Raw genomic sequence first — 15,760 nt, forward strand, 5'->3', positions numbered from 1 at the left:
GGTGGCCCTTACAGGTTGCTGAAGTCCGGGCCCTTCGTGCGGGTCCGCTTGATCTCGTAGAAGCCGGGGGTCGAGGCGACCAGCAGCGTGCCGTCCCACAGCCTGGCCGCGGCCTCGCCCTGCGGGGTGGGCGTGACAACCGGGCCGAAGAAGGCGATCTGCTCGCCGTCGTCGCCGGGGAGCGCGATCACCGGGGTGCCGACCTCCTGGCCGACCTTCTCGATGCCCTCCTTGTGGGAGGCGCGCAGCTCGGCGTCGAACTCGAAGTCCTCCTGGTCGGCGTAGTCGAGCAGGGAGGCCGGGAGGCCGACGTCCTCGAGCGCGCCCGCGATCGCCTCGATGGTCGCGCCCTCGCCCTGGTTGTGGATACGGGTGCCGAGCGCGGTGTAGAGCGGGCCGAGGACGTCCTCGCCGTGCTTCTGCCAGGCGGCGGTGACCACCCGGATCGGCTTCCAGGCCTTGGTGGCGAGCATGTCCCGGTACTCCTCGGGCAGCTGGTCCAGCTTCTCCTCGTTGAGGACCGCGAGGCTCATGATGTGCCAGCGGACCTCGATGTCCCGGACCTTCTCCACTTCCAGCACCCAGCGCGAGGTCATCCAGGCCCAGGGGCACAGCGGGTCGAACCAGAAGTCGACGGGGGTCTTGGTGGAGGCGGTCTCGGGCATGGTTCTCCTCGGAAAGCGGTGTTTCCCGCAGCAACACCGGAGGCCGCTCGCCTCATTCCCGGGTGCCACGCCTCATTCCCGGGTGTCCCGCGTCAGGGGCACATGGCAGGATCGCTCCTGTCCGTTTCGCAGTATCCATGCCCATTACATGACGCCCCGAGGGAGTGCCGCCCGTGCCCGGTGAGAATCTGACCCGCGACGAGGCCCAGGAGCGGGCAGCGCTGCTGTCCGTGGACGGGTACGAGGTCTCCCTCGACCTGCGCTCCGCCCTGGGCGACATCGAGGCCGAGCCGCGCACGTTCCGCTCGGTGACCACGATCCGCTTCCGCTGCGCGGAGCCCGGCGCCGCGAGCTTCGCCGATCTGCTCGCACCGAGCGTCACCGCCGTGTCGCTCAACGGCAAGGACCTGGACCCCGGCGAGGTCTTCGACGGCTCCCGCATCCGGCTGGAGGACCTCCGGGCCGACAACGAGCTGGTCGTCGACGCGCAGTGCGCCTACTCCCGCACCGGCGAGGGCATGCACCGCTTCGTCGACCCCGAGGACGGCGAGGTCTACCTCTACACCCAGTACGAGCCCGCCGACTCCCGGCGCGTCTTCGCGAACTTCGAGCAGCCGGACCTCAAGGCCCCCTTCCGCTGCGAGGTGCGGGCCCCGGAAGGATGGACGGTCTGGAGCAACGGCGTCGGTGAACTCGTCGACGGTGTGTGGAGGTTCGCCGAGACCAAGCCGATCTCCACGTACATCACCGCGTTCGCGGCGGGCCCGTACCACTACGTCACGGACAGCTACGCGCGCACCTTCGACGACGGTACGACGCTGGAGATCCCGCTCGGCGCGATGTGCCGCAAGGGTCTTGCGCCCCACTTCGACTCCGACGACGTGTTCCTGGTGACCAAGCAGGGGCTCGACTTCTTCCACGACCACTTCGACTTCCCCTACCCGTTCGGGAAGTACGACCAGGCGTTCGTGCCCGAGTACAACCTCGGCGCGATGGAGAACCCGGGGCTCGTCACCTTCCGCGAGGAGTTCATCTTCCGCGGCAAGGTGACGCAGGCGTCGTACGAGGGCCGGGCCAACGTCATCCTGCACGAGATGGCGCACATGTGGTTCGGCGACCTCGTCACCATGGAGTGGTGGGACGACCTGTGGCTCAAGGAGTCCTTCGCCGACTTCATGGGCGCGTTCGCGCTGGTCGGGGCGACCCGCTTCGAGAACGGCTGGATCACCTTCGCCAACCGCCGCAAGGCCTGGGCGTACCGCGCCGACCAGCTGCCCTCCACCCACCCCATCACGGCCGACATCCGCGACCTCCAGGACGCCAAGCTCAACTTCGACGGGATCACGTACGCGAAGGGCGCGAGCGTGCTCAAGCAGCTCGTCGCCTACGTCGGCCAGGACGCGTTCCTGGAGGGCGCGCGCCGCTACTTCAAGCGGAACGCGTACGGCAACACGCGCCTCGGCGATCTGCTGTCGGCGCTGGAGGAGACCAGCGGGCGCGATCTGGCCACCTGGTCGCGGGCTTGGCTCCAGACGGCCGGGGTGAACTCCCTCACCCCGCAGGTGATCCTGAGCGCCGAGGGCCGCGTCACGGAGCTGGCCGTGCTCCAGGAGGCCCCCGAGTCGCACCCCGAACTGCGCCCGCACCGCGTCGCGGTGGGCCTGTACCGGCGTGAGGACGCCGATGGGTCCCTGGTGCGGTACGCGCGCGCCGAGGTCGACGTCGTCGGCCCCCGTACGGTGGTCGATGAGCTGGTCGGCGCGGACGCCCCCGAGCTGGTCCTCGTCAACGACGACGACCTCACGTACTGCAAGATCCGCTTCGACGAGAACTCGCTGGCCACGCTGCGCGAGAGGCTCGGCGACATCACCGACCCGCTCGCCCGCGCGCTGTGCTGGTCGGCGCTGTGGAACCTCACCCGGGACGCGCTGATGCCGGCCCGGGACTTCGTGGGCCTGGTGCTGCGCTTCGCGGGCCGCGAGTCCGACATCGGCGTCCTGCAGATGCTGCACGCCTGGGCGCACTCGGCGCTCGTCCACTACGCGGCCCCCGACTGGCGTGCGGAGGGCGGCCGGCTGCTCGCCCAGGGCGCCCTGAAGGAGCTGCGGCTCGCCGAGCCCGGCAGCCAGCACCAGCTGACCTGGGCCCGTTTCTTCGCGACGGTCGCCTCCGACCAGGCCGATCTGCACCTGCTGCTGCACCTCCTCGAGGGCACCGCCAAGGTCGACGGCCTGGACGTCGACCAGGAGCTGCGCTGGGCGTTCCTGGAACCGCTGGCCGCGCACGGCGTCGCCGACGAGTCCCTCCTCGCGGCAGAACTGGCCCGCGACGACACGGCCTCCGGCAAGCGTCACCAGGTCCGCTGCCTCGCCGCCCGCCCCTCGGCGGCGGTCAAGGCCCAGGCCTGGGCCCAGGTCGTCGAGTCGGACGCGCTGTCCAACGCGCTGGTCGAGGCGACCATCGCGGGCTTCACGCAGCCCTCCCAGCGGGAGCTGCTGGCTCCCTACGCCGCGAAGTACTTCGCGGCCATCGAGCGCGTCTGGGCCGAGCGGTCCATCCAGATCGGCATGGACGTGGTCAAGGGCCTGTTCCCGTCCCTGCGGGACTCCCAGGAGACCCTGGACGCGACGGACGCCTGGCTCACCGCCCACGAGGACGCGGCACCGGCCCTGCGCCGTCTGGTCCTGGAGGCACGGGACGACCTGGCGCGCACCCTGCGCGGGCAGGCGTGCGACACGGCGGCGGGCTCGTAGCGACAACGGCCGGGAAGTGACGGGGCCCCGGGTCGCCCATGCGGCCGCCCGGAGCCCCGTTACCGAACCCGCGCACCGGGCCCCGTAACCCCGATCCGGACCAGCGTCTTTCGGCAGTCGAACGCCCGTACTTTAGGACGAGCTTGTCCGGATTTGTCGACGGGCGTGTAACAGCGGTTAGGGGACGGATCGGACGCGGGAAACCCCCGGTCATGAACCACAACACCCCACTCTCCCCCCGCCCCCTCCGTCACCTGTCCCGCACGCAGCGGCGGGTCCTGACCGCCGCTCAGCTGCGCGCCCACGGCATCACGGCCGCCGACACCACCGAGCAGTGCCGGCCGGGCGGCCCCTGGCAGCAGATCCTCCCGGGCGTCTTCCTCCTCCACCCGGGGCCGCCCACCTCCGAGGAACGCCTGCACGCCGTCCTGCTGTTCGCGGCTCGCACCCCCGCAGGCGAGTCGGCGCCGGGCATCCCCGTCCAGCCGGGCGCCGAGGAACCGCACGCCCCGCGGCCGTACGCGGACGCGCTGATCACGGGCCTGGCGGCGCTGACCCTGCACGGGTTCACCTCGTCGCCCCCGCTGACCGCCCTCGACAAGATCGACGTCCTGGTCCCCCGGCTGCGCCGGCTGCGCTCGCACGGCTGCGCCCACATCGTCCGTACGCCTTCGCTGCCCGCCCCCTCGTACCTCACGGGTGTCCCGGTCGCCCCGGTGCCGCGCGCCCTCGCCGACGCGGTGGCGGAGTTGTCGGACGCGGGCGCGGTACGGCGGCTGCTGACGGAGGCGGTGCGCGCCGGGCACTGCGAACCGGCCACGGTGGTGCGTGAGTTGACGCAGGCGCGGCTGCTGAGCCGGCCGCACGTGGTGGACGCGGTGGACTCGTTGCTGGCGGAGGGCCGGGCGATCGCGGAGGACCGGCTGTATCGGATGGTGCGGGAGTACGGCCTGCCCGATCCGGTCTGGAACGTCGACCTGCGTCTGCCGGGCGGGCCCCACCTGGGCGGCCTCGACGCGTACTGGCCCGAGCAGGCGGTGGCCCTGGAGCTGGACACCCGGGCGCCCGGGCCGGGACATCGGCAGGATGACGACGCCCTCTGGTCGGAGTACGCCCGCAAGCGCGAGCACCTGGAGCGGCTCGGCATCACGGTCGTCCATGTCACCCCGCGGAAGCTGCGCGTCGCGATGGAGCAGCAGGCGGCGGTGGTCCGCACCGCGCTGATGGCGGCGAACGACCGGGATCCGGCGGCGTATGTCGTGGTCCTGCCCCGGTAGTGACGGACCGGGGCGGTGCCAGGAGGGGAGAGGAGGGGCTGTCGGTGATCCGGCGGCCCCTCCTCGTGCGTGCGCCCGCGGGGAACCTCGGGCTCGGACCTGCGTCAGGGGGCCGTTCAGGGCCTATTTGCCGCAGAACTCCCCCTCGATCACCGCATCGCTGTCCCCCGACCAGTCCCCGTTGAAGTTGAAGGCCAGGGAGTGGCGGCCGTCCGCCGTCGTCACGGCGGAGGACGTCGAGCCGTGGATGCCGCCGTCGTGGCCCCACACATGGACCCCGCAGCTGAGCTTGCGGTCGATGAGACCCAGGCCGTAGCGGGCGCCCGGGATCTCGTCGACCTTCACCGTGGTCCTCATCTCCTTCAGCTGCTTCGGCGGAAGGAGCCGGCCGCCCAGCAGGGCCGCGTAGAAGCGGTTCAGGTCGGCGGAGTCGGAGATCATCTCCCCGGCGGAGGAGGCCAGGGAGGGGTTGAGCCGCGTGACGTCGTACGTCGGGCCCGTCGTCGCCCGGGACAGTTTCGAGTACGCGTGGCTGCTGGGCCGTGGGAGCGTCGTCCTGGTGCCGGGGACGGACGTGGCGCGCAGGCCGAGCGGTTCGATGACGCGGCGGCGGATCTCCGTGGCGTAGGAGTGGCCGGTGACCTTCTCGATCACCATCCCGGCCAGCACGTAGTTGGTGTTGGAGTAGCTCCAGGACGTGCCCGGCGCGAAGAGCGGTTCGTGGGTCATCGCTATCGCCACGAGCTGCTCGGGTGTCTTCGTGTCGTAGCGGTGTTCGAGGAAGCCGTCCTTCAGGAAGTACGTGCGGGCGAAGTCGTCGTCCGCCGTGTAGTTGAAGATGCCGCTGGTGTGGTTGAGGAGCTGACGGACGGTGATCCGGCGTCCGTCGTGGCCATGGCCCCGGACCACGCCCGGGAGCCACTTCTCCACCCTGTCGTCCAGCGACAGCCGCCGCTCCGCCTCCAGCTGCAACAGCACCGTCGACACGAACGTCTTCGTGATGCTGCCCACGCGGTAGTGGTCGGCCGTGCCGCGGGGCGCGAGCGTCCGCACGTCGCCCACGCCCGCCGTGGCCGACCACGTGCCGCCGGCGTCCCGCGCCGTCGCCGTCACGCCCGGCACCCCGGCCTTCACCGCGGCGTCCATGGCGGCGCGGGTTCCGGCGTGGTGGCCGGCCCCGGCGGGAGCCGCCACCGCGGGCCCCGCCAGAGCGGCCGCAAGCGCCACCGCCGTCGCCGCCACCAGTCCCGTACGCACTGACATGTCGTTCCCCCTTCACCGGTGAACCCTGGTCGGGGGGAGGGACTCGGCGGGCCGAAGTGAAGGTTGCCCGCCTGTACGCCAGTTGAGTGGATTTCGGCCGTTCTTCGGGTTTCCTCAGGCCTTCTTCAGTACGAGCTCCGTGTTGCGGTCCCGCGAGGCGCCGGCCAGTTCGGTGCTGCGACCCGGGGCGTTGAAGGCGAGCTCGCGGTACAGGGCCGCGAGGCCGGTCTGGCTGAGGTCGGAGAAGTCCGTGCGGTGCGGGGCCGCGGACTCGATGAGGGTGGTGAAGAGGGAGAGCGTGCCGTCCTTGTTGTCGACGACCTCGATGATGCGGGCGAGGTGCGGGAAGTCGACGTGGGAGGCGGTGTTGATCTCCCAGAAGGAGCCGTGGTTCGGCGCGGAGTGCGCGATGATCTCGTTCTTGTGGGTGTGGCCGTTCACCCAGGCCAGCACGTTGCGGTGCTTGGCGAGCGTGGCGACCACGTCCTCGCCGCCGTGGCGCTTGTCGCTCGGGTGCGCGGGGTCGGTGCGGCGGTTGGTCATCGACTTGCTGGTGTGGTGGCTGAAGACGATGGCGTACGAGTCCTTGTTGTCGCTCAGCGTCTTGTCCAGCCAGCGCAGCTGGGTCGTCCCGATGGAGCCCATGTAGTGGCCGCCCGGGTCGGTGGTGTCGATGCTGATGCCGATGATGTCGTCGGAGATGCGGAAGGCGTAGTACTGGGTGCCCGCGGCGAGGTTGGCCTGTGAGTAGCCGTGGCCGATCGGGCCGGGGCCGGTGTGCGCGGGGTCGAGGTGCGCCTTGAGGTAATCGGCGGGCGTGAAGGGGGCGCGCGACTCGTCCGGGGTGACCGAGCGCAGCTGCCGCGCGTGCGTTTTGAGGAGGTCCCTGAGCTGGGTGCCCTTGGGGTCCTTGTCGTTCTTGATGGCGGCGCGCAGGGCGACGCTCGCCGAGGCGGGCAGCGTCATCAGCTTCTTGCCGCCGACGGCGAACTCGGCGAGGAAGGAGTCGCCGTGCCGGTAGCAGCCCAGCGGCAGCGCGTCGTGGTTGCCGACCGTGGAGTACCAGGGCAGGCCGAGGCCGGGGCTGCGCAGCTCGCGGATGGCGGCCGCGAGGAAGCCGTGCAGGTGCGGGAAGCCGCGCTGCTTGTCGGCGTCGCGCAGGGCCGCGTCCGGCTGCCAGTACAGCTTGAGGCCGCTGTTCTGGACGCCCTCGTAGTGGCGCGGGTCGCCGCTGTTGGGGCTGATCCGGCCGCCGCTCATGACCTTCAGGAACCAGTCCAGCTCCGTCTTGGAGTTGTTGTCCGTGTTGTCCCCGGTGGTCATGACGAAGTGCAGTGGGGAGCCGGTGACGGGGGCACCCCGCAGCGCGTTGACCCGCTCGACGAGCGACACGGCGCCGGCCACGGTCAGCGACTCGTGCGGACGCCAGGCGTTCGCGGCGCCGGTGCGCAGGTACTCGAGCCGCAGCGGGTGCTGGACGTCGATCAGGTGCAGGTCGGTGAACTGCACGAACGCGGCGAGCGCGGTGCGCCGGTCGGCCCGGCCCGACTTGGCCGCGGCCAGGTCGCCGCGTACGACCCGCTTCCAGGCGGGGCCGTCACCGAGCCGCCGGTAGCCGCCCGAGCCGGAGCGCGGCGCGGCCACGCTCTCCAGGGTGGTGCCGCGCTCGTAGGGAGCGAGGGGGGCGGCGGGCGCCATGGGGGTCCCCCCGCTCGAGCGAAGCCGAGAGTGGGGGAGGGACACGGCGACGGCGGACTCACCGGTGCCGGTGGTGGCGGCGTGCGCCTCGGAGTCGGGCCGCAGGGCGTAGCCGATGCCCGCGGAGAGGGTCACCGCTCCGGTGGCGGCGAGCAGGGTACGGCGGTTCATGGCGGCGGAAGTGGCGACAGAGCGTATGCGCGACATGGCGCGATCTCCCCGAGTGCGAACGCGTCGGCAGTGGTCGCGGGGGGCTCGTTGCGGTAACTCCCCGCTCATACTGGATCGTTGGCACCGGGGGTGACCTGGACGTTAACGAGGCGGCAACGGCCGACGCCGATCACCGTACGTGGATCTTGGAACACCCTGCGCGTCCACGACCCCTCTCCGAACGGCCGGGACACGGTCACTCCGTGTTCATTTTCCGGGGTAGGGGACCAGTTCCCCGCCACTGCTCCGCTGCGGCTACTTCCCCGCCCCTTCGGAGCCGACGCGGCCGAGGGGCGGTCGTTCCCGCCACAGCCGCAGTCCCACGTCGACCAGCGCGACCCGGTCGAGGGCGGGTACCTCGTCGAGCGGGTGCCAGGCCGCCATGTCGGTGGAGCCGTTCGTCTCGTGGCGCAGCTCGCCGCCGGTGACGCGGGCCTCGTAGACGATCCGCAGGGCGTGGAAGTCGTTGGGTGAGCCGAGTCGGCGCGGGTGCGAACGCAGTACGGAGTCGACGCCGAGCAGCGCGAGGGGCTCGACGGCGTAGCCCGTCTCTTCCTCGGCCTCGCGGATGACGGTGTCGTAGGGGTCCTCGCCGTGGTCCATGCCGCCGCCGGGCAGGGTCCACCGCCTGCTTCCGTCACCCGCGACCCAGCGGGCCAGCAGCATTCGCCCGTCCCGCACGCATACGGCGTAGGCCGCCACCCTCAACTGCTTCGGCATGCCCAGACGTTACGGCACGGGGGCAGGACAAGTCGCCTACGGCAGGGACGGGTTGGCCGGCGAGTACTCCGGCGGCGACCAGCGGATCGGGCTGGCGGCAGATGTCTGAACGACCTCGGTGACGGTGAAGCCGACCGTGCGCTCTCCGTCGGCCGCGTACTCCGTGCGCGCCGTGCCCGTCAGTTGCAGCACCGTCCCCGCCGCCCAGTCCAGGAAGAGCAGCCCCGCCCGCGGGTCCGTCTCCAGGTTGCCGAGGGTCAGGAACATGGAGTTGCCCGGGTAGTCGCGCCAGTGCAGTTCATTCGGTGAGGTGACGTGGACGAAACCGGGGTTGCCGCCCCGGTGGCTGGCGTCGGCGCCGTGCGAGTGGACGGTGGCCAGGAAGAAGGTGTCGGCGGACTCGACGAACCGCCGCTGCCCGGGGGAGAGTCCGGCGGACCGGCGGGGCGTGCCGGGCGGACGCTCGGCCTTCTCGTACGACTCCCTCTTCTGCAGGTACTTCGGGCAGTTGGAGAAGACCTGGTCGGCCTCGACGACGAAGCCGCGGGGGGTCGGACGGGCCCGGCCGTTGAGGCGCATGCGGCGGCGGGTGCGCGGGTCGAGCGCGATCGTGCCGACGGAGGTGCCCGGGGTGGCGAGCGCCCGCGCCAGTGGGTCGCTCTCGCGCAGACCGCCGCCCGTGACCGAGATCTGCCGGACACCCGTCGCCCGTACGAACCCGGGCTCGCCGGTGAGCAGCGAGGCCCACACCGCGCCGCCCACCGGATCGGCCGCGCCCACCACCAGCATCGGCTGGAGTTCGAGGAAGGCGGCGGCCACGGGGCGGATGCCCTGTCCGACGGACCGCCCCACATGGTCGGCGACCTCGCGCACACCCACCCGCTCCTGTACGGCCCGTGAGCCGGAGTGATACGTCATGACGCGCCCCGCTCTCCACAGCCCCTAGAAGAAACCGCAGGTGGGAGCGGTGGCGGACGGCACCGGGGCCCCCTCCGCCCCGCTCGGCGCGTAGATCTCGAGGCGGGTGCCGTCGGGGTCGTGGAAGAAGATGCCGCCGGACGCCGAGCCCTCACGGTGGGCGACCACGCCCTCGTACGCGAAGTCGACGCCGTAGTCCCGCAGGGCCGTCTCGTACTCCCTGACCTGGTCGACCGAGTCCACTTCGAGGGCGAGGTGGTGCAGGCCGGCGCGGACCTTGTCGTACGACCCCTGTGCCTGCTGCCAGAGGGTGAGCACCGGGCGGCCGTCTCCGGCGAGGGAGCCGAGGAACGCGTACCGCCGTTCCTCCTCCTTGCCCTCGGCGATCACTCCGAAACCGAGGACGTCGCGGTAGAAGGCGAGCGAGCGGTCGAGGTCGGTGACGTTCAGGCCGATGTGGCCGGTGCGCAAGGTCATGACGGTCCCGTCTGTCGTTGGCCGCCCCACGGAAGGGCTAACCCCTGTCATCGAGATTAGGGGTTAGATTGGGGAGCGTCAACCAGTGACTTACTCTTGAGCGGTTAGCGCCGAAGGGAGCTCCTCATGTCCACCACCGCCGATCCCCGCCCACTCACCGGGGAGCCCGTCTCGCTCGACCTGCTCAACACCCGCTGGAACCGCGAGGGAGTGACGCAGGACCTGCTCACGGACACCGAGGGCCTGGCGGTGTGGCTGGCGGCGAACGGACTGGACTTCCCGGCCGACGACGCCGTGCTGCTGCACGCCCGGGAAGCCCGTGACGCCCTGCGCTCGGCCGTCGACGGCACCCTGGAGGAAGCCGCCGCCCGGATCGACGCCGTCCTCACGCACGGCCGTGTCCGCCTGACGCTGACCGGCCAGGGGCCCGGCGAGGAAGCGGAGTTCGCCGACCCGTCCTGGGGGCCCGCCTGGCTCGCCGCCCGCGACTACCTCGGACTGCTCACCACCGCCCCCGACCGCATCCGCCGCTGCGCCCACGACGCCTGCATCCTGCATTTCTTCGACACCTCGCGGAACGGCACCCGCCGCTGGTGCTCGATGGCGGCCTGCGGTAACCGCGCGAAGGCGTCCCGCCACTACGCGCGCACGCGGGAGGCCTGAGCGGCCGGGAGCGGGCGGCGGACGGTCGAGGATCGGTTGACCATGTCCCGCCATATTGCACTTTGACCGTCGTGACGCATGGCGGAAGTACGCCATGGTTCCATCCCGCCCCGGTCAACTCTCCCCAAACAACTGCCCCTTAGGTAAAGCTGAGCGGTCATCCGGGTCCACATACCGGACTGATGTGATCGAGTCCCGTGGGAACGTCGGGACCGGTCACTCCACGCTCGTTCCTTTACCTACAAGGGATGCTGATGACCGATCCTCAGCGCGCACCGATATCGGGCGCGAGACGCGTGGCCCGCATCGCCGTGGCCGCAGGCCTGGTGGCCGCGCTCTCCGCGGCCGGGCCGATACCCATGGCCTTCTCCGCGGACCACGCACCCGCCACGCCCGACCCGGGCACCAAGTCCGCGAGCGCCAAGCTCGGTTCGGACGACGCGGACCTCCTCGCCGAGGCCAAGGCCGACGGCGCCAAGAACGTCACGATGATGATCGCCACCGCTCCCGGGCAGACCGAGCAGGTCGCCCAGGAGATGGACGCGGTCAAGGGCGGCTCCGTCGGCCAGACGTACGACAAGGTCGGTTACGTCCGGGCCACGGTCCCGACCGCCAAGGCCGACGCGGCCATCGCCGCCGCCACCAAGCTGACCTCGGTGCACGGCATCGACCTGCGCCAGGACATCGCGCTCGACGACCCGACGCCGAGCGCCGACACGGTCAAGGGCGCCTCTTCGAAGGCCACGAAGACCTACGCCGCGCCCGACAAGAACACCCCCGCCGAGAACCCGTACAACCCGTCCTTCGAGACGGGCGCCGTCGACTTCGTGAAGAAGAACCCGAAGGCGGACGGCCGGGGCGTCACCATCGGCATCCTCGACTCCGGTGTGGACCTGAGCCACCCGGCGCTGCAGAAGACCACCACCGGCGAGCGCAAGATCGTCGACTGGGTCACCTCGACCGACCCGATCCTCGACAACGACCTGAGCTGGCGGCCCATGGTCAGCGCGGTCTCCGGGCCCACCTTCACCTACGGCGGCCAGAGTTGGACGTCCCCGGCGGGCTCGTACGAGATCAGCACGTTCCGGGAGTCCGCGACCGCGGGCGGCGACGCCGCGGGCGACGTGAACCGTGACGGCGACACCACCGACGCGTGGGGCGTCCTGTACGACCCGGCGGCCGGCACCGTCACCGTCGACGTGAACAACAACCACGACTTCAGCGACGACACCGCGATGAAGCCGTACAAGGACGGCTACCAGATCGGTCACTTCGGGACCGACAACCCGGCCACCGACGTCGTCGAGAGCCAGCCGTTCGTCGTGCAGATCCGCAAGGACGTGCCGATGGACCCCTACGGGGGCGACTGGGTCGGCAAGAAGGCCGACTTCGTCAACATCGGTCTGATCGCGAGCGAGCACGGCACGCACGTCGCCGGCATCACCTCCGCGAACGGCCTGTTCGGCGGCAAGATGAACGGCGCCGCCCCCGGCGCGAAGATCGTCTCGTCGCGCGCCTGCGTGTTCGGCCCGAGCTGCACCAACGTCGCGCTCACCGAGGGCATGATCGACCTCGTCGTCAACCACGGCGTCGACATCGTGAACATGTCCATCGGCGGTCTGCCCGCGCTGAACGACGGCAACAACGCGCGCTCCGAGCTCTACACGCGTCTCATCGACACCTACGGTGTCCAGCTGGTGATCTCCGCGGGCAACTCCGGCCCCGGCGCCAACACCATCGGCGACCCCGGCCTGGCCGACAAGGTCATCTCGGTCGGCGCGTCCATCTCCAAGGACACCTGGGCCGCCAACTACGGCTCCGTCGTGGAGAAGAAGTACGCGATGATGCCGTTCTCCTCGCGCGGTCCGCGTGAGGACGGCGGCTTCACGCCGACGCTGACCGCGCCCGGCGCCGCGATCAACACCACGCAGACCTGGCTGCCGGGCTCCCCGGTCGCCCAGGCCGGCTACTCCCTGCCGGCCGGCTACTCGATGCTCCAGGGCACCTCGATGGCCTCCCCGCAGGCCGCCGGCGCGTCCGCGCTGCTGCTGAGCGCCGCCAAGCAGAAGGGCATCGCCCTGACGCCCGCCAAGCTGCGCACGGCCCTCACCTCGACCGCCGACCACATCAAGGGTGTGCAGGCGTACGAGGAGGGCGCGGGCCTCATCAACATCGTGGACGCGTGGAAGTCGATCAAGGACGACGTGACCGCCCACGACTACACCGTCAAGGCCCCCGTCGACACCGCGATCGACTACGCCCTGAAGACCCCGGGCTTCGGCACCGGCCTCTACGACCGCGAAGGCGGCCTCAAGGTCGGCGTGAAGAAGTCGTACGACATCACCATCACGCGTACGTCCGGCCCGGACAAGGCGATCCGCCACGAGCTGCACTTCGAGAACAACGCCGGTGACACCTTCCGGATCGTCGGCTCCGACGAGGTCAAGCTCGAACTGAACAAGCCGGTCACCGTCAAGGTCGCCGCGAAGGCCTCCTCGGCCGGCATCAAGAGCGCCATCCTCGAGGTCGACGACCCGCGGACCGAGGGCCTCGACAAGCAGATCCTGACGACGGTCGTGGCCTCCACGCCGCTCAAGTACAGCTACTCCGCGTCGAGTTCGGTGCAGCGCAACAGCACGCGGTCGTACTTCCTGACCGTGCCCGAGGGCGCGAAGGCGCTGGAGGTCGCGATCGGCGGGCTGAAGGACCTGAGCCAGACCCGGTTCATCTCCATCCACCCCTACGGTGTCCCGGTCGAGGACACCGGCACGCCGTACTGCTACAGCAACTACCCGAACACCAACGGCTGCAAGCCCGACGTGCGTTCGTACGCGGACCCGCAGCCCGGTGTCTGGGAGGTCGAGGTCGAGGCGCGCCGTACCTCGCCGCTGCTCGACAACCCGTACAAGCTGGAGGCCACCGTGCTCGGCGCGGCCTTCGACCCGGCCGTGGTGACGGTCCCCGAGGCCAAGGTCGGCACGCCGGTCACCGCCTCCTGGAAGGTGACGAACGGTTTCGCGGCGCTCGACGGCACCCTGAAGGGCGGCCCGCTCGGCTCCTCGAAGACGGCCCGGCCGAGCATCGCGGGCGGCGCCACCCAGACCAGCACGGTCGAGGTGCCGGCCGGCGCCGCGTCGCTCGACGTCGCCATCGGCAACGTCTCGGACACGGCCGCCGACCTGGACCTGACGGTGTACGACTCCGCAGGCAAGCAGGTCGCGCAGTCCGCGGACGGCGACTCGGAGGAGGCGGTCTCCATCCCCAACCCCGCCGCCGGTACGTACACCATCGAGGTCGTGGGCTACTCGGTCCCGTCGGGCTCGACCGCGTACGACTACCGTGACGTGTTCTTCTCCTCCGCGCTCGGCTCGGTCAAGGTCGACGAGTCGGCGCCGGTGAAGCTCGCCACGGGCGGTACGGCGACGGTGTCCGGCGAGGTCACCGCGGCCGCGCCGGCCCCCGAGGGACGCGAGTTCTTCGGCCAGGTCCAGCTGGTGAACGCCCGCGGCACGGCCGCCGGCCTCGGCAGCGTGAAGATCGAGAAGGTCACGCCGTAGCAACCGGCTGACATACGAGGGGCGGGCGTCCGGAAACGGGCGCCCGCCCTTCTTCACGGGCACGTGCCTTCTTCACGGGCACGTGAGGGTACGGGACTCGGGCAGCGCCTTCACGATCCACGCCCGTTCGTCGGCGATGGCCTTCTCCCCTGTCGTCCAGCCGGCCGGTGTCGCCGGATCGGCCTGGAGGGCGACGAGTACCCGCTCGCCCTCGCGCGGCCGGGGAGCCACCTCCTCGTCCAGTACGAGGACGACCTCGGCCTTCCCCTTCTCCGGCTTGTAGTAGCGGTCCACGTGGAGGGTGATCCGGTTCTCCGCTGTGCCGGGGAGCGGCTCGACGTCGGCGACCGTGCCCTCCGCGACGAGCCGGGCGCAGGCCAGATAGCCGGGGGCGCTGAGCGAGGCCCCGTCGCCCGCGCTCCCGCTGTCGGCCGCCTTGGCCCCGCTGCTGTCCGACGTGCTCATCGCCCCGCCCCCGTTGTGCGCGAGGATCCAGCCCATGCCGACGACCATCGCGGCCACGGTGGCCACGACGAGGGTGCCCACGACGAGGGCTAGGGGACGGCGCCCGCGATTTCTGGGGGCGCCTTCGGGGCGGCGGCTGCGCTTTCTGGGGGCTCGTACCGGGACCGGCTTCGCTTCCTCCGCACGGTCCGCCAGCGCGTCCCCGATGACCGCCAACTGCTCCCGCAGCAGCGCCACGTCGGCCACCGCCGACCGGTGCTCGGCCATGAACTCCGGGTCGTCGCCGGCCCCTTCGGGCAGAGCCTCGTCAGTGATCGCGGCCAGCAGCGCGTCCACTCCCTCATACTCGGCCACGTCACACCACCTCGTCCTCGTGCAGGCGGGCGCGCAGGGCGCGGACCGCCGAGTGCAGCCTGCTCTTGACCGTGCCCTCCGGGACGCCGAGCTCCTCGGCGATCCCGCGCACGGACAGATCGGCGTAGAAGCGCAGGACGAGGACCTGGCGCTGGGCGTCGGGCAGCTCGTCCAAACCCTGTGCCACGGCGAGCGAGAGCACGCTGGAGTCCTCGTCACGGGCGTCCGCGGGCTGCCGCAGCGAGGCCAGCCGCTCGCCGAGCCGCTCCTGGCGCCGCTTGGCCCGGTGCCAGTCCATCGCCAGGTTCGAGGCGACGACCGCCGCCCACGCGGACACGTCACGCGGCGCCTCGTCCCCCTTCGCCGCGCGTTCCAGCAACCGCAGGCGGACCTGCTGCACCCCGTCCGGCAGGTCCGCCTGCGGTACGCCACCGAGCGCGAGCACCGCCCGCACCCGGCGTTCCTGGGCCGCGTCCAGGGGATCGTCCGCCCCCTGGACCCGGCGTGCCTTTCTGCGCAGCACTCCGCCCCTCCCCTCCCGCGTTTCCTCTACGACGCCGGTGCGGGCCAAAACGTTCGGCCGCACGCGAAGGAGTCGTACGTCACACCGGGCCGGGGCCGGTGAGGACGCCCACGCCGTACGGCTTGCGGTTCCCGGCGGCCGACGGACGGTTTTCTTTCGGATGCCGCAGGAATGCCGAAGGGCGGACGTGTCCCATTCCTCGGGCGGCACGGGCAAA

At 71.1% G+C, this 15,760-nt stretch carries 12 protein-coding genes; 4 read left to right on the forward strand and 8 right to left on the reverse strand.

All coding sequences use genetic code 11. The features are described from left to right. Positions 1 to 8: 8 nt before the first annotated feature. Positions 9 to 665, reverse strand: a complete 657-nt coding sequence (locus tag KVT44_RS08090) for a DsbA family protein (RefSeq protein ID WP_217566535.1) — start codon at positions 663 to 665, stop codon at positions 9 to 11. 173 nt (positions 666 to 838) lie between these two features. On the opposite strand from KVT44_RS08090, the gene pepN reads away from it, so the two are divergent. Continuing rightward, entirely contained in the window at positions 839 to 3,418 is a 2,580-nt protein-coding gene (gene pepN / locus KVT44_RS08095) for an aminopeptidase N (protein ID WP_217566536.1), read from the forward strand. 212 nt (positions 3,419 to 3,630) lie between these two features. Then, on the forward strand, positions 3,631 to 4,695 hold the full coding sequence (locus KVT44_RS08100; RefSeq protein ID WP_217566537.1) for a hypothetical protein: 1,065 nt from the start codon (positions 3,631 to 3,633) through the stop codon (positions 4,693 to 4,695). Positions 4,696 to 4,818: 123 nt separating this feature from the next. Here KVT44_RS08100 and KVT44_RS08105 read toward each other — a convergent pair whose 3' ends face one another. The 5 genes from KVT44_RS08105 to KVT44_RS08125 form a co-directional block, all read right to left on the reverse strand. Continuing rightward, a complete protein-coding gene (locus KVT44_RS08105; RefSeq protein ID WP_217566538.1) occupies positions 4,819 to 5,958 on the reverse strand; it encodes a serine hydrolase in 1,140 nt (379 codons plus the stop codon). Between the two features lie 114 nt (positions 5,959 to 6,072). Continuing rightward, on the reverse strand, positions 6,073 to 7,863 hold the full coding sequence (locus tag KVT44_RS08110) for a TIGR03767 family metallophosphoesterase (RefSeq protein WP_217566539.1): 1,791 nt from the start codon (positions 7,861 to 7,863) through the stop codon (positions 6,073 to 6,075). Positions 7,864 to 8,121: 258 nt separating this feature from the next. Further along, positions 8,122 to 8,586, reverse strand: coding sequence for an NUDIX hydrolase (locus KVT44_RS08115; RefSeq protein ID WP_099922640.1), 465 nt, complete (start codon positions 8,584 to 8,586; stop codon positions 8,122 to 8,124). Positions 8,587 to 8,622: 36 nt separating this feature from the next. Further along, positions 8,623 to 9,504, reverse strand: a complete 882-nt coding sequence (locus tag KVT44_RS08120; protein ID WP_217566540.1) for a pyridoxamine 5'-phosphate oxidase family protein — start codon at positions 9,502 to 9,504, stop codon at positions 8,623 to 8,625. Between the two features lie 24 nt (positions 9,505 to 9,528). Continuing rightward, a complete protein-coding gene (locus KVT44_RS08125; RefSeq protein WP_099922638.1) occupies positions 9,529 to 9,981 on the reverse strand; it encodes a VOC family protein in 453 nt (150 codons plus the stop codon). 126 nt (positions 9,982 to 10,107) lie between these two features. Between KVT44_RS08125 and KVT44_RS08130 the strand changes: the two genes are divergently transcribed. Then, complete coding sequence (locus KVT44_RS08130) at positions 10,108 to 10,644, forward strand: CGNR zinc finger domain-containing protein (protein WP_217566541.1); 537 nt, start codon at positions 10,108 to 10,110, stop codon at positions 10,642 to 10,644. Between the two features lie 254 nt (positions 10,645 to 10,898). Next, positions 10,899 to 14,201, forward strand: coding sequence for a S8 family serine peptidase (locus KVT44_RS08135; protein WP_254649128.1), 3,303 nt, complete (start codon positions 10,899 to 10,901; stop codon positions 14,199 to 14,201). A gap of 72 nt (positions 14,202 to 14,273) precedes the next feature. On the opposite strand, the gene KVT44_RS08140 is transcribed toward KVT44_RS08135, so the two are convergent. Together KVT44_RS08140 and KVT44_RS08145 are read right to left on the reverse strand one after the other, a co-directional pair. After that, positions 14,274 to 15,020, reverse strand: a complete 747-nt coding sequence (locus tag KVT44_RS08140; RefSeq protein ID WP_217566543.1) for a hypothetical protein — start codon at positions 15,018 to 15,020, stop codon at positions 14,274 to 14,276. Position 15,021: 1 nt separating this feature from the next. Then, positions 15,022 to 15,543, reverse strand: coding sequence for a sigma-70 family RNA polymerase sigma factor (locus KVT44_RS08145; RefSeq protein WP_099922634.1), 522 nt, complete (start codon positions 15,541 to 15,543; stop codon positions 15,022 to 15,024). Positions 15,544 to 15,760: the final 217 nt, after the last annotated feature.

This window comes from Streptomyces sp. GbtcB7, from assembly GCF_019091445.1.
GTDB lineage: Bacteria > Actinomycetota > Actinomycetes > Streptomycetales > Streptomycetaceae > Streptomyces > Streptomyces mirabilis.